Source organism: Brevundimonas naejangsanensis DSM 23858 (assembly GCF_000421705.1).
Lineage (GTDB): Bacteria > Pseudomonadota > Alphaproteobacteria > Caulobacterales > Caulobacteraceae > Brevundimonas > Brevundimonas naejangsanensis.
The window spans coordinates 392,008-410,009 of sequence record NZ_ATXN01000002.1 but is presented as its reverse complement, the minus strand read 5'-3'; the positions used below and the strand labels follow the sequence as shown (position 1 = coordinate 410,009).

The following is an 18,002-nucleotide window of genomic DNA, read 5'->3' as shown; positions in this document are numbered from 1 at the left end:
GAGTTTCTTCATCAGCGCGCGGGGCGGATACGCAGCACGGAGTCGTTTCCGTCCGTGGTCCAGCCGGACTTGACCGCGACGTAGACGTTGCCGCGATCGTCGGTCGAGACGTGGTTGGCCACCGGCGGGGCCGGCAGGTTGGCGACGATGCGGCCGTCGACGTCGGTGACTGTCACCGTGCCGGCGCCGAAGGTGCTGACGAAGGCGCGGCGCGACTTCGGCTCGAACACCACGTTCAGGGCGCCCGCGCCGACCGGGGTGTCGGCCACGACCGAACCGTCCGAACCGTTCAGCACCACCAGGTTGTCGGTGCCCTGGGCCGCGACGAAGATGCGGTCGGTCTGCGGATCGTGCGAAACGCCGATCACGCTGCGCGCGCCGGGCACGCGGAAGACGTTCAGCACGGTGTCGGCGGCGGCGTCGATGACGGCGACCTCATTGGTCGAGTTGGACGCGACGTACAGACGGCGCGCTTCGCGGTCATAGGAGACGCTGGCGGCTGAGAAAGTCTCGCCGCGCACGGTCGAGTCGATCTTGATGCGCTTGGCCACCGTCAGGGCGCCGGTGTCGAACACCACGACCTCGGGCTCGAAGGTGGCGCTGGCGTAGGCCTTGCCGTGCTCTTCGTCGATGACGACGTCGCGGGCGTGGTTGACCGTGCCCGGCTCGAACTGGCGCACCAGCGACAGGTCTGACTGGCGATAGACGGCCACCGTGTTCTGGCGGCTGTTCGAGACCCAGACGGTGTCGTTGGCGTCATCGACACCGACGCCATAGACGGCGAAGACTCCGCCGTCCTGGGGCTGGCCGTCGCGACCGGCGCGGCCCGGCGCGGCGGCCGGGGTGATGCGGGCTTCGACCGCCAGGGTGTCGGCGTTCAGGCGCAGCAGCTCCGACTGGCGCACCGGCGGACGGCCGACCGCCGAGGTGGCGAAGACGGCGTTGCGTTTGGCGCTGTAGGCGGTCTGGTACAGGCCGCGCGTCGGCTGGATGCTGGTGATCCGGTAGGCCGCCTCGTTCGACGGCGGCACGTTCGGCGAAATCTTCAGATTGGCCAGGACGGCGTTGTAGGGCGCCTGCGACACCGCCACGATTGGATGATTGCCCGGCTGGGCGTCGGCGGGCAGCGTCAGCCGCGCCTCGAAGCCGCCTTCGGCGTCAGCGGTGATCGGGCCGGTCGACAGCGGCGTCTGGCCGTACATCAGAGTGATGCTCTGACCCGGATGGAAGCCGCGGCCAGCAGCGACCACGGGGCCGCCCGGCAGGACGGGCTTGCCGCGCTCGCCCGAGGCGAAGCTGACCTGGCCGCCGTCCAGGCGCTCGGGCGCCGAGAACAGGGCCTGGGCCGAGGCCGTCGCCGGAACTGCGACGGCCGATGCCGCCAGAAGGGCGCCGAGGACGGCGCCGCGAAGGGATTTGCGTAGGTTAGTCATGATCGCAGTTTCTCCGGATCAGAAGCGGGTGGTCAGGCCAACGAAGAAGCGGCGGCCGGGCGAATAGTAGCCATCGCCGGCGGTGCCGCTGACCTTCTCGTTGAAGAGGTTGGAGACGCCGGCGCGCAGCGTCACCGTGTCGGACGCCTCATAGGCGGTCGTCAGGTCGAACTCGGTGCGGGCGTTGGTCAGGGTCGAGCCGCCGCTCAGCTGCTCGCCGGTGTACTGGGCCGACAGCATGACCCCCAGGCGATCCGTCGCCCGCCAGTCCAGCGAGGCGTAGCCCGACCATTCCGGCGTGGTGATCAGGCTGGCCCCGGTGTCGAGGTTCTTGGCCTCGATCATCCAGGTGGCGTTGCCGCGCAGGGTCAGATCATAGGGCAGGTTGGCCTGGCCGGTCAGTTCAAGGCCTTTGGTGCGGGCGCGCTGGACGTTCTCGTTCTTGGTCCACCAGCGGCCTTCGAAATAGCCCAGCGGCGCGTACTGGATCTTGTTTTCGAAGTCGGTGTGGAAATAGGTGGCGGCGAAGCTGTAGGCGGCGCCGTCATAGGCGAAGCCGAACTCATAGCTGGTGCTTTCCTCGGGCTTGAGGTTGGGGTTGCCCGCCATCCAGCAGCCGCCCGAGGTGTAGATCAGCGGGTTGCCGTTCCCGTCCAGGATCGGGTTTCCGTTCTTGTCCCTGGCGACCATGCCGATCAGGCCCCGGCAGCCGTTGCCGCCGGAGTTTGTCGCCGCGCCGGCGCTGTTCTCCTTCAGGGACGGCGCGCGGAAGCCCTTGGAGACGCCCCCGCGCAGCGTCCAGGCCTCGGCCGGATGCCAGACCAGATAGGCGCGCGGACTGAAGTGCTCGCCGTACTTGTCATGACTGTCCAGGCGACCGCCCAGCGTCAGCAGTAGATTCTCGCGCAGGGTGATCTGGTCCTCGGCGAAGATGGCCGCCGTGTCGCCCTTCAGCGTAGCGCCGGTGATGACGTTGCCGTCATAGTCGATCGGCACCGTACCGATGGTGTCGGTGTTGGTCAGCTCTTCCTGACGATACTGGGCGCCGAGGGCGAACTTGTGCAGCCAGACGAAATTCTTTTCGAAGTTCCACAGGCCGTCGACGATCCATTCCTCGAACTCGCCGGAGCCGCCGTACTCGCCCATCGCCTTGTTCTCGAAGGCGTTGCGATAGACGTCCAGACGCGTCTTGCCGAAGGACCATTCGCCCTCGTGGCTGGCGCGGAAATTGGTGCGCTCTGTCTCGGAGCCGAAAGCGCCCTGCGGCGTCAGTACGCCACTGCTGTTCGGCACCAACAGCTTGGGCGCCAGGGGCTCCTCCACCCCATAGTTCGCCTCGAACGAGAAGTTCTGGTTCTCGAACGGCGCCCAGTTCAGCACGCCGTTCAGGCTCTTGTTTACGACGCCGCCCGCGCCGTTGTTGCTCGAGATGTTCACCTCGTCCGGGTTGGTTCGGGCGTAGGTCGCGCCCAGGCGCAGGCCCAGGTTCTCGGCCAGCGGACCGGCCACGTTGACGCCCAGTTGATAGGCGTCGCCGCGTTCGGAATCCTCGGACCAAGTGTAGCTGGTGTTGGCCGATCCGCGCCACGTCGGGGCGATCTTGCGGGTGATGATATTGATGACCCCTCCCATGGCGTCGGAGCCGTAGAGAGATGACATCGGCCCGCGCACCACCTCGATGCGCTCGATCATGTCGGGCGAGATCCAGTTCAGATCCTGTCGGCCCAGATCGGGGCGATAGCTGATGTCGCGCGAGTTGCCGACGCGGCGGCCGTCGACCAGCACCAGGGTGTAGTTGTCCGGCAGGCCGCGAATGGTGATCTTGGACATGGCTCCGGTGGGGCTGACGCCCCCGGTCACGCCAGGCAGACGGCCCAACAGTTCGCCCAGGCTCTGCACAGGCTGACGCTCGATCTCGTCGCGGGTGATGACGCTGACCGAGGCAGGGGCGTTGCGGACGTCCACAGCCGTGCCTGACGCCGTGACGATGACGTCGCTGACCGTGGTGGCCTGGGGATCGACCCCGGAGGCGTCCGGCATGACGGTCTCGGCCAGAACCGGCGAGGCGGCGAGTAGGGTGGAGGTCATCAGGCCCAGCCCGATGCGGCGTTTTGATAGGTGCATCATGCGCCCCCAGAGGCGTGCGTTAGGCGGGCGCCAGGCGCCCGGGGAGGGGAGGAAAGCTCGACCGTGCGAGCGGCCCGCTCCTAATAATCATTCGCAATATTGTCTCAATGTCGGATTCGGCATGGGGCCTATTCGCCTCGTCGCATGAGGGGGCGGCTCTCGGCAGGCGGCGAAAACGGGTCGCGGACTGGGGTGCGTATGTATTGCAATTAAGAGGCGTTCTTAATACAGCCGGGGGCGACGCGCGGGGCGTCATGCAGCGAGGCCATATGTCGGGGCGACTTCCCCACCGCGTCGATTTCACCCTGCTTCCGCACCTTCAGGTGCTGATCGAGCAGCGCAGCGTCTCGCGTGCGGCTGAGCGTCTGGGCATCGGCCAGCCGGCGATGAGCCGCATCCTGGCCCGGCTGCGCGATCAGTTCGACGATCCCCTGCTGGTGCGCGGTCCGCGCGGCATGATGCCGACGCCGCGCGCCGAGGCCCTGTCCGGCCCGCTGCGCGCCTGGCTGGAGGCGGGCGAGAGCCTGCTGCGCGACCCCAGCCTGGATCTCGGGCGGATGAAGCGGGTGTTCCGTCTAGCCTCCACCGATTTCGGGCTGCTCAGCGTCCTGACGCCCGCCATCGCCCGCATAGCGCAGGAGGCGACGGGGGTGGAACTGGACGTCGAGCCTCTGTCGGACACCAGTCTGCGGCGGCTGGAGGATGGTCGGCTGGATCTGGTGCTGACCGGCTGGAATCCCGAGGGCGCGGGGCTGAAGTCGCGCTGGCTGTTTCGTGAGACGCATCTGGGCCTGGCGCGCCGCGACCATCCCGTCTGCCAGACGAAGCCGACGCACGCCGAACTGCTGCGCTGGCCCCATGTCGTCCCTTCGGCGGGGGACGGCTTCGGCGACTGGGTGTCGGACGATCTGCCCGATATGGCCGAGCGCCGCGTCCTGGTGCGGGCCGAGAGCTTCGCCCTGGTTCCCTATCTGCTGCAGGCTAGCGAGGCGGTGGCCCTCCTGCCGCGCCGGGCAGCCGAGCGTTTCGCGGCGGCGCACGGCCTTGGCGTCTTCCCGGCGCCGCAGGAAATCCAGCCTTTCGACTACCACTTGGTGTGGCATGAACGCTCTGACGGCGACATGGGAACCCGATGGTTGGTCGAAGCCCTGTCAGCCGTGTTTTCAAAGTCCGATTGAGTCGGGAGAGAGACGCTCGGCACAACCGCAGCGTTGCGACGCGGGCGTAGCCTACCGATAGGCCGCAGGGTCGATGTTGAGGCGTTTGAACTTGCCGTAAAGCGTCTTTCTGGGCGTCCCCAATCTGGCGATGACCTCGGAGACGTTGCCTCCGGCCGCCTGTAAAGCTTCGCGGATCAGAGCCGCTTCGAAAGCGTCCATGCGGTGGGTGAGGCTTTGAGGCGAGGACGCCGCAGCGGTTTCGATCTCCGGGACGTTAACCAGGGTGCTGAGTGCGAAGTTGCGCAACTCCCGTACATTGCCGGGCCAGCTATGCTCCAGTAGGTGTTGGCGAATGGGGTCGGATATGGCGTAGGCGTCCGTCTCCCGAGCCTGTTTCCGGTCCGCCAGGAAATGCGCAAACAGTGGCAGGATATCCTCGCGCCTTTCACGCAGAGGGGGCATCCGAAGGCGCACCACGTTAAGTCGGTAGAACAGGTCGGAGCGGAAAGCGCCCTCCCGAGCAGCGCTTTCCAGGTCTCGTTTCGAAGCGGCGATGACTCTGATATCGACAGGGTAGGGCTCGCCTCCCGACATTAGCGTGCGTTCCTCGAGAACGCGCAGCAGCTTGACCTGGACGCCGGGGCTCATGCTGTCGATCTCGTCAAGGAACAGCGTGCCCTTGTCAGCGGCCTCGATGCGGCCGACCTGGGCGGTTCGCCGATAGCCTGAGCCGTCCAGCGTCTGGCCGAACAACTCCACCTCGGCGAAGTCATCGGGGATGGCGCCGCAGTTGACCGGCACGAAGCTCTTGCCGCGTCGCTTGCTGAGTCGGTGCAACGTCAGAGCCGCCAACTCCTTGCCCGTGCCGGTTTCGCCTTCGACCAGAACGTCCAGATCTGATGCGGCGATGCGGGCGATGGCCTCGCGCAGCGCGACCATCGCGGGGCTCTCTCCGATCAGCAGCGTGTTGGCGTGAGCGGCGGCTTCCGTCGCCGCCCGCAATGAGCGATGCGCCAGTGCGCGGGTCCGATAGTCCTGCGCCTGGTTCACGGCGGTGATCAGCCGCTCCATGGCGAACGGTTTCGTCAGGAAATCGAAGGCGCCGTCCTGCAGCGCCTGGACCGCCATCGGCACATCGGCATGTCCGCTGATCAGGATGACCGGAATCTGGGAGTCGAGCGCGCGAATGCGTGAGAACAGCTCCAGCCCGTCCATGCCCGGCATGCGGATGTCGGAAACCACCACCCCGCGGAACTGGGGCGTCAGAGCGGCCAGCGCCTGGACGGCGTCAGGCAGGGCCTGAACAATGATGGATTCAAGATCGAGCGCATCGACGATTGCGCGCCGCAGCTCGGCGTCATCTTCGATGAACAGGACCGAGGGAGGAGTTTCCGGAGTCGTCATGCGCGTCTCAATCGAACACGAAACGCAGCGCCACCCAAGGGAGAAGCCGCAAGAGAAAGGGAGCCGCCGAACTCGCGGGCTATGTCTCGGGCGATGCCGAGGCCGAGACCCAATCCGGCGGGCTTGCTGGTGACAAAAGGCGTGAAGAGGGATCCTTCCAGGTCGGGAGACACGCCTGGACCGTTGTCGGCGATAACAATCGAAACATCCTCGTCGCCGACCTCTATGACAATGGCGATGTTCGGGGCGGGGCGATCCTGCAAGGCGTCGGTCGCATTCTGGATGAGGTTGATGAAGATCTGTTCCAGCCGCATCTTGTCGGCGCTGACTCGCAGGGTCTTCACGGGCGGTGTCCAGTCCAGGCGCACGCCGGCCGTGCGTAAATGGTCTCCGATCAACAGCAGGGCGCCGTCCAGCGCCTCGTTCAGGCTGACCTCGTCCATCAGCGGGGTTCGCTTGCGTGAAAAGGAGCGGAGTTCCGTCGTGATCCGCGCGACGCGGTCAGTCAGGTCGACAATGGACGCCAGATCGTCGTGAACCTTGGCGATGCTGCCGCGCTGAAGATAGCGCGCGCCGTTTTCGGCGAAGGCGCGGATCGCAGCGATGGGCTGGTTGATCTCGTGGGCGACGCCGGCCGTGACCTGTCCAATCAGGCCGAGGCGGTTGGCCTGCGCCAATTCTTCGCTGGCGGCGCGCCACCGGCGATCGGCCGCCAGGCGCCCCTGTGACTCCTCGCGCAGACGGCGATTGGCGTCCCGCAATTCGCTGGTGCGCGCATCGACTTCTTCTTCCAGAGCCTGACGGGCGCGAACCTGGGCCAGGCGGCCCATGTGTATGCGCCAATAGGCGGCGAAGGCCATGAGGGCGGCGGCCAGGACGGCGAAGATGACCAGGCGAGCCTGGAGGTTGGCGCTTCTGTAGGCCGGCTCCAGCGAAGCGACGTGCAGCAGGGATGCGCCTTCGATGGCGGCAGCCGTTCGCGACGTGCGGAAGCGACCTTCGGCATCCGCCATGCTCAGGTCTCCGTCCCTATTCTGCATGAACCGGAGCGGCGACAGCGGCAGGGAGGCGAACTGAAGGGCGCTGCGGATGCCCTGATGATCTTCAGGCGTCAGCGGGCGTGTGGCGCGAAATCGCCAGGGGGCGTGGTCGGTGATGATGACGACGCCGCGGGGATCGACGACCAGGGTGTGCTCGGCCGTGCCGCTCCATTGCGCTTCCAGATCGGCGAAATCTATTTTGACGACGATGACGCCCAGGGTTCGAGCGCCTTCGTCGATCCTGCGAGCGATGAAGAAGCCTGGTCGTCCGGTGACCGAGCCTACAGCGAACAGTTCGGCCTCCCCATTAGCCATGGCGTTGAGGAAGTAGGGCCGGTAGCTGAAATTCTGTCCTACGAAGCTGCCGGGCTGGTTCCAGTTGTTCGCCGCCAAAGTCAGGCCGTTCGGCGCGATGACATAGATGGCGGCCGCGTCGGTCCGCTCCGCCAGCAGCTCCAGTTTGCCGTTCAGGCGCGCCACGGCATCGGGTCGGGCGTCGCTGAGCACGGCGTGGACATCAGGGTATTCGCTCAGCACCAGGGGAAGCAGGCGGAATTTTTGCAGCGTGCCTGCTAATTGACGCGCGCGCTTGTCCGCCTGTTCGGCTGCTGCGGCGTCCGTCGCCAGCCGGGCCTGACGCGCCGCCCAATAAGCTCCGCCCCAGACGGCAAGTCCGCAGCCCAGGATGAGGCTGATCGCCACAAGCGTCAGCATGCGGTGTCGCGGCTGAAAAGCTTTTCGCACGGGACTGTGTGGTTTGCGGGACAAAGGCGGTCTCACATGGGTGCTTTTCGACACGCCTGAGCGGCGCCAGGTCGGAATAAAACAGGCATTAAAGTGAAGAAAAACATCGTGTTGTGAAGTTTTTGCGTGGCTGCGTTGCCGCCACGATCATCCCCATGACTATCATTATTCATCGAGCCGTCGCAGAGCGGTTGAAGGGTTTGGGGCGCGGATATGTCAGATTTGATGAGCCGGGATCACTTTGATTGCAAGAATAGATTCTCCCGGAGTTGGTGATATGTCTTCAATGACTAACGCGCGCCGCCTCAAGAACATCATAGGCGGCTCAACAGGTAATCTAGTCGAGTGGTTTGACTGGTATGCCTATGCGGCGTTCGCGCTCTATTTTGCGCCGATATTTTTCCCTAGTGATGATGGAACGGCCCAACTTCTAGGCGCTGCGGCTGTTTTTGCAGTCGGTTTCCTGATGCGGCCTATCGGCGCCTGGATCATGGGCGTCTACGCCGACCGGCGAGGTCGCAAGGCCGGCCTGACCTTGTCGGTCACCTTGATGTGCGCCGGTTCCTTGTTGATCGGCTGCACGCCGGGGTACGCGCAGATCGGCATCGCAGCGCCGGCGCTGCTGCTGGTCGCCCGGCTGTTGCAGGGCATCAGCGTTGGTGGAGAATACGGCTCTTCGGCCACCTATCTGTCCGAGATGGCGACGGCCAAGAACCGCGGCTTCTGGTCCAGTTTCCAGTATGTGACTCTGATCTCGGGCCAACTTCTGGCCCTGCTGTTGCTCATCGTCCTGCAGGCGGTGATGACGGATGAGGCGCTGGGCGCCTGGGGCTGGCGCATCCCCTTCTTCGTCGGGGCGGCTCTGGCCGTGGTCGTGTTCTGGCTGCGCCGGGGTCTGGATGAGACTAACGCCTTCAAGGCGGAAGACACCCGATCTGCGCCGAAATCCAGCGCCATGCTGCTGATCCTCAAGCACCCGAAGGAAGCCCTTCTGGTGATGGGACTGACGGCCGGCGGCACGCTCGCCTTCTATACGTACACCACCTATCTGCAGAAGTTCTTGGTCAACACCTCTGGCTTTTCCAAGGACGTGGCCACCCAGATCAGCGCTGCGGCCCTTCTGGTCTTCATGTTGCTGCAGCCCGTCGTCGGAGCCTTGTCGGACCGGATTGGACGACGGCCTGTGATGATCGCCTTCGGCGTGTTGGGCGTGCTCTTCACCGTGCCGATCATGTCGGCCCTGGCCACGGTGAACAGCGCGCCGGCGGCTTTCGCCCTGGCTCTTGCGGCCCTCGTGATCGTGTCCGGTTACACCGCCATCAACGCCGTGGTGAAGGCGGAACTGTTCCCGGCGCATGTGCGGGCCCTGGGTGTGGCCCTGCCTTACGCCATCGCCAACGCCCTGTTCGGCGGCACGGCCGAGTACGCCGCTCTGTGGTTCAAGTCGCAGAATAACGAGGTCGCATACTTCTGGTACGTGACGATCATGATCGGAATATCGCTCATCGTCTTCATATTCATGAGGGATACTAAACATAAGAGCATGATTACTCACGATTGAAATCAGTATCACCCAGCGTAATCACAAAAACCGGCTCGCGCAGCGACGGGCTGTAACGCGATCCAGAGGGGGAGGGACTTAGCGATGACTAGAGATTTCAAAGGGGTTGGCCTGAAAGCTGCGAGCCTGGCGTCAGCCAGTCTGCTTAGCCTGACGGCGGGAGCGGCGCTGGCTCAGGAGCGCACTCAGCCTGAAGCCGCCGAGGCGGCTCGGGTGGACGACATCATCGTCACCGGCGTGCGCGGAGCGCCGCGCACGGCGATCGAGAGCCCGACGCCCATCGACGTGTTCAACGCCGAGCAGTTGCAGCAGGGGGCCCAGACCGGCGTGTTCGAGTCGGTGCGTTACCTGGTGCCGTCCTTCAACCTGCCGGCGCGGTCGGGCGGCGGCAGCTCCACCGTCATCGCTACCGGAGCGCTTCGGGGCCTGAATCCGGATCAGACGCTGGTGCTGGTCAATGGGAAGCGTCGTCACCGCACGGCGCTGATCAACTCGGTTTCGACGCTCTACAACGGCTCGGTCGGGGTCGACCTGAACATGATCCCGTCCAGCGCCATTGCCCGGGTCGAGGTGCTGCGCGACGGGGCCGCCGCCCAGTATGGCTCGGACGCCGTGGCCGGCGTCATCAACGTCATGCTGAACTCCAGCGCCCAAGGCGGCAGCATTTCAGTCGCCCATGGTCGAAATTTCGACCGCAACGACGGCCGCTATGTGAACCTGGACGCCAATCTCGGCTTGGCGCTGGGCGAGGACGGCTTCCTGAACCTGTCGTACAGCTTCATGGATCGCGGCGCATCGAACCGAGCGGAGCGTATCGCCGATTCCGTGCGCCTGTATCCGCTGTTGCCCGACGGCTCGCGCGACCCGCGCGAAGCGATCATCGACCGGATGGTGACGACCAACTACGGCACCATGCCTCAGGTCTCCAACGTCTTCGGGGCGAACGCGGCCTATACGGTCAGCAACGAACTCGAGCTCTACGCCTTCGGCACCTATGGTCAGCGCAAGTCCGACCTGAGCTGGACGTGGCGGCCGCCGACCGACATCACTGTCCTGCCCGAGATCGCGCCGGACGGCCTGCGCACCCTGACCGTCATCAAGGACAAGGACTATGAGGCGGTCGCCGGTGCGCGGGGCTCGCTGGGCGGCTGGGATTGGGACCTGTCGACGGGCTACGGCTCGAACGTTTCCGACTGGGAGAACTACAGTCTGAACGCCAGTCTGGGGCCGAGCAGTCCACGTCATTTCTACGTCGGACAACTGGCTTCGGCCGAGTGGGTCAATGCGCTGGATGTGACGCGCGGCTTCACGCTTGAGAACGCGGGCGAGTTGCAGGTGTCCTTCGGTTTGCAGCACCGCTGGGAGAACTACACGATCAAGCAGGGAGACGAGGCGAGCTGGATCCAGGGCGATTACGTCCGCCCGCCGGGCCAGCCCTTCGCGGGCCAGCCCCTGCCTCCGGGCACGCAGTCCACGCCGGGCTTCCGTCCCGAGGACGAGGCTGACGTCAGCCGCAACAACTACAGCGTCTATGGCGAGCTAGGCTGGAACCCGACCGAGCGGTTCTATCTCGGCGGGGCTGTGCGCTACGAGAATTTCGACGACTCGGCCGGCGACACCACCATCTACAAGATCAGCAGCCGGTATGAGTTGAACGACTGGGCCGCTCTGCGCGCCTCATTCAACACGGGCTTCCGCGCTCCCAGCCTGGCGCAGCAGGCCTATTCGGCGACGACAAGCCAGTTGCGCGACATCCGGGGCACCGGGGTGGCCGAGTCCCTGCGGTTGAAGAACTTCCAGGTCAACTCGCCGGAGGCCATCGCCTTGGGCGCCAAGCCCCTGACGCCGGAAATGTCGGAGAACCTGAGCGTGGGCTTCACGCTGACGCCCTTCTCGAACTTCGCTTTGACGTTTGACGCCTATCAGATCGATGTGGCTGACCGCATCGCCGTCACTACGACCTTCTCGCCGATCGATACACGTCTGTCGGCGGACGGGGTGACGACAATCGGCGAGCAACTTCAGGCCATCATGGTCGCCAATGGTCTGTCGCCCGATGTCAGCGGTCAGTACTATACCAACGCCATCGACACGCGAACGCGCGGCTTCGATATCGTGGCGACCTACAAGTACGGCACAGTCGACTTCGGCGATTTCGATTTCAGCTTCGGCTATAATCAGAACGAAACCGAGATCACCGGCATCATCGACAATCCGCCGGAGCTGGCGGCGCTGGGCGATATCGTCATCTTCGACCGCAGCAAGCAGGCGGCGCTGACGGAATCCCTGCCGAAATCCAAGATCTCGCTCAACAGCGGCTGGGCGCTGGATCGGCTTAGCGCCAACCTGCGTCTGACGCGGTTCGGCGAATACACCACGCGGCACTCGTCCAATCCTGCATTGGACAACGACATTGACGCGGCGTGGATCACCGATCTGCAGGTCAACTACGATGTGACGGACGCCGTTCGCGTGACGCTCGGCGCCAACAACATCTTCAACGTCTACCCGACCAAGATTCAGGAGCCTTCGGCCAACCTGGGCAACGGGATGTACAGCGGGCTTGCGCCGTTCGGCTTCACCGGCGGATCCTGGTTCGTGCGCGCCGCCTACAAATGGTGATCAAGGGGAACGTCCGGAGGCGTCGCGCAGCGGCGTCTCTAGGTCGGGGTGAGAGGGGAAATCCATGCTGAGAGTTCTGCACCGGGCGACATCGGCCCTGGTTATGGCGACGGCGATCGGCCTTGCGCCCGGCGTCGCCTTTGCGCTGGCTGAGCCGACCTCGACGCCGCAGGCGCCGATTACGGCCTATAAGCCCAGGGCCAATGAGATTCTGTGGGACGGCTACGGCGTCCCCCATGTCTATGGAGTCGACGCGCCATCGGTCTTCTACGGCTACGGCTGGGCCCAGGCGCGCAGCCACGGCGACAACATCCTGCGCCTGTATGGAGAAGCGCGGGGCAAGGGGGCTGAATACTGGGGCCCGGATTATGAACAGACGACCGTCTGGCTGCTGACCAACGGCGTGCCGGAGCGCGCCCAGCAGTGGTATGCGCAGCAGTCGCCTGATTTCCGCGCCAACCTCGACGCCTTCGCGGCGGGCATCAACGCCTATGCGGAACAGAACCCAGACGACATCTCGCCCGAGGTGCGGCAGGTGCTGCCGGTCTCCGGCGCCGACGTGGTGGCCCACGCCCACCGCCTGATGAACTTCCTCTACGTCGCATCGCCGGGCCGCACCCTGGGCGAGGGCGACCCGCCGGACCTGGCCGATCAGGGCTCCAACTCCTGGGCGGTGGCGCCAGGCAAGACGGCCAATGGGAACGCCCTGCTGCTGCAGAACCCGCACCTGTCCTGGACGACGGACTACTTCACCTACTACGAGGCGCATCTCGTCACGCCGGACTTTGAAATCTATGGCGCGACCCAGATCGGCCTGCCGGTCATCCGCTTCGCCTTCAACCAGCGCATGGGCATCACCAACACCGTCAACGGCATGTTGGGGGCCACAAACTATCGGCTGACGCTGCAGGACGGCGGCTATCTTTATGACGGTCAGGTGCGGCCGTTTGAGCGGCGTCAGGCTTCGTATCGCCTGCGTCAGGCGGACGGATCGACGATCGACAAGCCGTTGGAAATCCGCTCCAGCGTCCATGGCCCGGTCTTCGAGCGCGCGGATGGCACGGCCGTCGCCGTTCGGGTCGCCGGCCTGGATCGGCCGGGGATGCTGGAGCAGTATTTCGACATGATCACGGCGGACAGCTTCGATGACTACGAAGCCGCCATGGCGCGGATGCAGGTGCCGACCTTCAACATCGTCTACGCCGACCGCGAAGGGACCATCAACTACAGCTTCAACGGCGTAGCGCCCAAACGGGCCGAGGGCGACATCGCTTTCTGGCAGGGGCTCGTGCCGGGCGATTCATCGCGTTACCTGTGGACCGAGACGCACCCGCTGGATGACCTGCCGCGCGTCACCAATCCGCCGGGCGGCTTCGTGCAGAACTCGAACGACCCGCCGTGGACGCCGACCTGGCCCGTCACCTACACGCCCAAGGACTTCCCGTCTTATCTGGCGCCCCAGACGCCGCATTCCCTGCGCGCTCAGCAAAGCGTGCGTCTGATGTCCGAGAACGACGACCTGACGCTGGAGCGCTTCATGGCGCTGCAGTTGAACCATCGCGCCGTCATGGCCGACCGTACCTTGCCGGATCTGATCCCGGCGGCCCTGATCGACCCCGATCCCGAGGTCCAGGCGGCGGCGCGCCTGCTGGCGGCGTGGGTTCGCGAGTTCACCAGCGACAGCCGCGCCGCCCTGCTGTTCGAGGAATGGGCGCGTCTGTTCGCCGGTCAGAGCTTCGCCGGTCAGGCGGGTTTCGCCACGCCCTGGTCGCTGGATAAGCCTGTCAGCACGCCTTACGGCGTCCGCGATCCCAAGGCCGCCGTCGATCAATTGCGGACCGCTATCGACAACACCAAGCGCAAATACGGCGCGATCGACCGGCCGTTCGGCGATGCCTCACGCATGATCCTGAACGACGTGAATGTTCCGGGCGCCGCCGGCTACGGCAACCTGGGTTCCTTCCGGGTCTTCACCTGGTCCGATCCTGACGAAAACGGGATTCGCACGCCCAACCACGGCGAGACATGGGTGGCGATGATCGAGTTCTCCACACCGGTGCGGGCCTATGGCCTGATGAGCTACGGCAACTCGCGCCAGCCCGGCACACCCCACTACAGCGATCAGATCGAGCGTGTGTCGAAGGCCGATTTCCGCGAGCTGTTGCTGCGCCGAGAGCAGGTCGAGGCCGCGGTCCAGGAACGCACGCCCTTCAACTTCAAGCCATGAAAGGCCTGACCATGACACGACGGATCGGATATTCGGCGAGCGCGGCGTCATTGGCGCTGATGGTCGCCGCCTCTGGCGCGGTTGCAGGCGAGCCAGCCTTCACTGCGGTTCAGGTCGAGGGCTTTTCGGTCGCGGGCGCTCTATCGAACGCCTGGGCCGACTTCGACAACGACGGCGACCTGGATCTCGCTGTTTCCTGGAAGAGCGGCGAAGTCCGTCTCTATCGCAACGACGGCGGAAACTTCGTCAACGTCGGCCCGGAGATGGGCCTGCCCACCTCGGGCATCGAAATCCGGGGGCTGAGCTGGGGCGATTTCGATGGCGACGGCTTCGTCGACCTGATGGGCGGATCGAACGTCATGGGCGATCGGGCGGCCAACCGCTCCTTTGTCTGGCGCAACGAAGGCGGACTGCGTTTCGAGGAGCAGGCCGAGTCGCTGGGTCTTCTCGTTCCGGGGCGGATGAGCCGTCAGGCCAACTGGATCGACTACGACAACGACGGCGCGCTGGACTTCTATGCGGCGGACCGCGCAGGGCCGAACCAGCTCTTCCGCAATCAGAACGGCCGTTTCGTTCCGGTGATGGGGGAGGGCGGCGTCAACGACGTTCGCGCCACCGTCGGCGCCTGTTGGCTGGACTATGACCGCGACGGCGATCTGGACCTGTTCCTGGCCAACCAGTCCGGCTCAACCGACGCCTTGTGGCGCAATGACGGGGGAAGCTTCGTCGATGTGGCGCCGTCCCTCGGCATGGATCAGGCCGGGCGGGATCGCAGCACGGGCGGCGTCGGTTGCGCGGTCGGCGACTATGACAACGACGGGAACCTCGACATCTTCGTCGCTGTCTATGGCGCGGACCTGCTGTACCGCAATAACGGCGACGGGACGTTTTCCGAAGTCGCGGTCCAGGCTGGGCTGGATCATGGCGGGCACGCTGTGGCGGCGGCCTGGGGCGACTACGACAATGACGGCTGGCTGGACCTCTTCGTCACCCATTATGAAGGCGAGCCGGGAAAGCAGATTCCCGTCAATCTGCTGTATCGCAATCTCGGGAACGGGCGGTTTGAGCAGGTTCTGACCCGCGAGAGCCTGTTGAATGCGGGCGATCATGGCGTCGAATGGGTCGATTACGACAACGACGGCGCCTTGGACCTGTCCCTCACCAAGGGATATGGCGAAGAAGGCGGTCACTTCCTGTTCCATAACGATCTGGCTGAGCCGGCGCGCTCTCGCAGCCTCAGCATTCTGGTCCTGGACGAAGGCGGGAAGCGCATTCCGCCCGGCGCAGAAGTGCGACTGTTCGATACAGAGGGTAAAATCCTGGGCGCCCGTCAGGTGTCGACTGGCGGCGGCTACAACGCTCAAAGCGCTGTGCCTGTCCATTTCGGTCTGGCGCACATGCAGCCGGTCCGTGTCGAGGTCACCTACATGGGCAACCGGCAGGTGGTGATCGAGAATGTCGACCCCCGGTCATATGCCGGACGGCGACTGATCGTGACGCCGGACGGCGCTCAGGAGAAACCGTAAGGCGTCGGCCCATTCACGTCACAGTTCGCCTTGAACCCGAGCAGGTGAACCGTCGCAGCGCGCAGGCGTTGGCCCAAAATGGTCGATGCCGTCTGGACACCCTATTGCGGGCCTGCACCCGATCCGGCCGAGGCGCTGGGGCGCTGGAACGGGGACCCGGTTCTCTGGGTCCTTCTGATGGCTGCGACGGTCGCTGGGCTGCTTCTGCTCCGCGGGCCCCAGAAGGGACGATACACGGCCGCGATGGCTGTCCTGGCGATCGGCTTCATTTCGCCGCTGTGCGCGCTGAGTTCCGCGCTGTTCACGGCACGGACGCTGCATCATCTTCTGCTGGTGCTGGCGGCGGCGCCCTTGCTGGCCCTGTGCCTGCCCCGGTTGAAACGACCGCGTCTGGCGGCGGCCGTGGCGGTCCAGGCGGTGATCTTCTGGGCCTGGCACGCGCCCGGACTCTACGCTCAGGCTCTATCGCATGATGGAGTGTATTGGCTGATGCAGGTCAGCATCCTGGGGAGCGCGGTCTGGTTCTGGGCGACGGTGCGCAGCGCCAAAGGCCATGCGGCCGTGGCGGCGCTGCTGGCGGCCATGCTGCTGATGGGGCTGCTGGGCGCCTTGATCGTGTTCGCGGCCCAACCGATTTATACCCCGCATTTCGCCAGCACCCTGGCCTGGAACATGACGCCGTTGGAGGATCAGCAGGCGGCGGGGCTGATCATGTGGGCGCCGGCGGCGGCGGCCTATCTTCTCGTCGCCCTATGGCGTCTTAATGGCCTGCTGAAGCCGACGGGCGAGACGACGCCATGATCGACCGCTTGATCGCCCAGGCGCTGGAATGGGCCGCTGGTCATCATGATGAGGGACGCTATTCCCCCGTGGCCATCGGGTTTCACTGGGGCATGGCGGGTCTGGTGGCGTTCCAACTGGGCTGGGGCTGGTGGATGAGGCGGCTGCCGGTTGGCGGAGAGAAGGTCGCGGCCTATGAGGTTCACTTCGCCGTCGGCATCCTGATGCTGCTGCTGGTGATCGGTCGCCTGACCTGGCGGCTGGTCGCGCCGGATCTGATCAATGACGCGGACAAGCCGGGATGGGAGAGCACGGCGGCCCATATCACCCACTATGTGTTTTACCTTTGCCTGTTCGGACTGCCGCTGTCGGGATGGGCGATGGTTTCTGCGACGGCGCGGGACACCCAGCTGGCGGCGGCAGGCTTCATCCCCTGGCCTTTGTTGCCGATGCAGGATTTGTCGAACCGTCAACTATGGGCGATTGAGGCAGCGGCTGAGTGGATGCACTGGGGTCTGGTCCTGACCCTTCTGCTGATGATCCCGATCCATGCCGGGGCGGCGCTCAAGCACCATCTGATCGATCGGGACGACGTGTTTCACGCGATGCTGCCGGTCGTGCCGCAGCCGAAGCCGAAACGGACGCGCTGGCAGAGGCGTTGGCGTGCGCTTGAGCGGCGGGTCGGGTCGACAGCCACTCGGCTATGGCGCGGGCTTCTTCTTCCGACAGATGCTGGACGGCGGCGGCCATGACGCCGCGGGGGTCGTTGCGCCTCTTGCCGGACTTCCAGCGGTCAATCTGCTCCAGCGTATAGGGGGCGGGCTGTCCGGCGATGATCGGTTGGCCTGCGCCCGCGCCTTGCCCTTCCGCTCCATGGCAGGCGGCGCAGGCGGTGATCCCGCGCGCCGCGTCGCCGCTAAGCCAGATCGGGGGCGGGGGACCGGCTGAGGCGTGCACGGCGGGCGCAGGCAGTCCAGCGTACCAGGCCGCCACGACGCGGCGGGCGTCGGGCGTGAGCCCGCGCGCAACTCGGGTCATGACGTCATCGGGACGCAGGCCGCTGGCGTAGTCCTCCATCTGCTTCTGGAGGTAACCCTGTTCCAGACCCGCCAGGCGTGGCGTGGAAACGCCGTCGCCCTCACCCTTCAGCCCGTGACAGGCGAAGCAGGCGTTGGCTGGCCCGCCCGCCCCGCCGCCCATGGCGATGATCTCGCCCGAGGCCTGAAACGCGCGGTCAGTCGCGCCCGGACTCGTGTCGCAGGCGGCGAGGGTCAGTCCCAAAAGAGCGAGGGGCAGGGCGCGCACCTCGATCCAACACCGGCCTTGCGGCGCCGGTTCCGCCTCGGAACCCCTGGCCGTTCGATGGATTGGTTCTGGT

11 protein-coding genes and 1 pseudogene are annotated in these 18,002 nt (G+C 65.3%); 7 read left to right on the top strand and 5 right to left on the bottom strand.

The annotated features are described in order from the left end of the window. Window positions 1-11: 11 nt before the first annotated feature. Together H556_RS0102185 and H556_RS0102180 are read right to left on the bottom strand one after the other, a co-directional pair. Window positions 12-1,433 carry a YncE family protein gene (locus H556_RS0102185; protein ID WP_024352886.1) on the bottom strand — a complete coding sequence of 474 codons (1,422 nt, stop codon included), beginning with the start codon at window positions 1,431-1,433 and terminating at the stop codon, window positions 12-14. An 18-nt stretch (window positions 1,434-1,451) separates the two neighbouring features. Further along, the gene (locus H556_RS0102180) at window positions 1,452-3,560 is read right to left on the bottom strand and encodes a TonB-dependent receptor domain-containing protein (RefSeq protein WP_245559396.1); all 2,109 of its coding nucleotides are present in this window, start codon (window positions 3,558-3,560) and stop codon (window positions 1,452-1,454) included. Window positions 3,561-3,829: 269 nt separating this feature from the next. Between H556_RS0102180 and H556_RS0102175 the strand changes: the two genes are divergently transcribed. Next, the gene (locus H556_RS0102175; RefSeq protein ID WP_024352884.1) at window positions 3,830-4,738 is read left to right on the top strand and encodes a LysR family transcriptional regulator; all 909 of its coding nucleotides are present in this window, start codon (window positions 3,830-3,832) and stop codon (window positions 4,736-4,738) included. A gap of 51 nt (window positions 4,739-4,789) precedes the next feature. Here the strand turns inward: H556_RS0102175 and H556_RS0102170 are convergent, their stop codons facing one another. Next, window positions 4,790-6,124 (bottom strand): sigma-54-dependent transcriptional regulator, encoded by a 1,335-nt coding sequence (locus tag H556_RS0102170; RefSeq protein ID WP_029673138.1) that lies wholly within the window; start codon window positions 6,122-6,124, stop codon window positions 4,790-4,792. Then, window positions 6,121-7,878, bottom strand: coding sequence for a sensor histidine kinase (locus H556_RS0102165; RefSeq protein ID WP_024352883.1), 1,758 nt, complete (start codon window positions 7,876-7,878; stop codon window positions 6,121-6,123). Before H556_RS0102165 ends, H556_RS0102170 begins: the two co-directional genes overlap by 4 nt. A 307-nt stretch (window positions 7,879-8,185) precedes the next feature. Between H556_RS0102165 and H556_RS0102160 the strand changes: the two genes are divergently transcribed. From H556_RS0102160 to H556_RS16580, 6 genes are all read left to right on the top strand, one after another. Continuing rightward, window positions 8,186-9,469, top strand: a complete 1,284-nt coding sequence (locus tag H556_RS0102160; RefSeq protein ID WP_024352882.1) for an MFS transporter — start codon at window positions 8,186-8,188, stop codon at window positions 9,467-9,469. Window positions 9,470-9,553: 84 nt separating this feature from the next. Further along, the gene (locus tag H556_RS0102155; RefSeq protein WP_029673136.1) at window positions 9,554-12,091 is read left to right on the top strand and encodes a TonB-dependent receptor plug domain-containing protein; all 2,538 of its coding nucleotides are present in this window, start codon (window positions 9,554-9,556) and stop codon (window positions 12,089-12,091) included. A 64-nt stretch (window positions 12,092-12,155) separates the two neighbouring features. Next, window positions 12,156-14,318 (top strand): acylase, encoded by a 2,163-nt coding sequence (locus H556_RS0102150; protein WP_024352880.1) that lies wholly within the window; start codon window positions 12,156-12,158, stop codon window positions 14,316-14,318. Window positions 14,319-14,329: 11 nt separating this feature from the next. Next, window positions 14,330-15,844 carry a CRTAC1 family protein gene (locus tag H556_RS0102145; protein ID WP_081650909.1) on the top strand — a complete coding sequence of 505 codons (1,515 nt, stop codon included), beginning with the start codon at window positions 14,330-14,332 and terminating at the stop codon, window positions 15,842-15,844. A gap of 243 nt (window positions 15,845-16,087) precedes the next feature. Next, window positions 16,088-16,645, top strand: coding sequence for a cytochrome c oxidase assembly protein (locus H556_RS0102140; RefSeq protein WP_245559395.1), 558 nt, complete (start codon window positions 16,088-16,090; stop codon window positions 16,643-16,645). Continuing rightward, window positions 16,642-17,376: a cytochrome b gene (locus H556_RS16580; protein WP_024352878.1), complete on the top strand. Its 735-nt coding sequence runs from the start codon at window positions 16,642-16,644 to the stop codon at window positions 17,374-17,376. Before H556_RS0102140 ends, H556_RS16580 begins: the two co-directional genes overlap by 4 nt. Here H556_RS16580 and H556_RS16775 read toward each other — a convergent pair. Further along, window positions 17,369-17,824 (bottom strand): annotated as a pseudogene (locus H556_RS16775) (c-type cytochrome); the annotation flags it as partial. The gene H556_RS16580 and the pseudogene H556_RS16775 sit on opposite strands and share 8 nt — an antisense overlap. Window positions 17,825-18,002 lie beyond the last annotated feature (178 nt).

Bases quoted from the DNA above. Each gene is read 5' to 3' on its own strand.
- H556_RS0102185 (WP_024352886.1), bottom strand. From the start codon at position 1,433: ATGACTAACCTACGCAAATCCCTTCGCGGCGCCGTCCTCGGCGCCCTT.
- H556_RS0102180 (WP_245559396.1), bottom strand. From the start codon at position 3,560: ATGATGCACCTATCAAAACGCCGCATCGGGCTGGGCCTGATGACCTCC.
- H556_RS0102175 (WP_024352884.1), top strand. From the start codon at position 3,830: ATGTCGGGGCGACTTCCCCACCGCGTCGATTTCACCCTGCTTCCGCAC.
- H556_RS0102170 (WP_029673138.1), bottom strand. From the start codon at position 6,124: ATGACGACTCCGGAAACTCCTCCCTCGGTCCTGTTCATCGAAGATGAC.
- H556_RS0102165 (WP_024352883.1), bottom strand. From the start codon at position 7,878: ATGCTGACGCTTGTGGCGATCAGCCTCATCCTGGGCTGCGGACTTGCC.
- H556_RS0102160 (WP_024352882.1), top strand. From the start codon at position 8,186: ATGTCTTCAATGACTAACGCGCGCCGCCTCAAGAACATCATAGGCGGC.
- H556_RS0102155 (WP_029673136.1), top strand. From the start codon at position 9,554: ATGACTAGAGATTTCAAAGGGGTTGGCCTGAAAGCTGCGAGCCTGGCG.
- H556_RS0102150 (WP_024352880.1), top strand. From the start codon at position 12,156: ATGCTGAGAGTTCTGCACCGGGCGACATCGGCCCTGGTTATGGCGACG.
- H556_RS0102145 (WP_081650909.1), top strand. From the start codon at position 14,330: ATGACACGACGGATCGGATATTCGGCGAGCGCGGCGTCATTGGCGCTG.
- H556_RS0102140 (WP_245559395.1), top strand. From the start codon at position 16,088: ATGGCTGTCCTGGCGATCGGCTTCATTTCGCCGCTGTGCGCGCTGAGT.
- H556_RS16580 (WP_024352878.1), top strand. From the start codon at position 16,642: ATGATCGACCGCTTGATCGCCCAGGCGCTGGAATGGGCCGCTGGTCAT.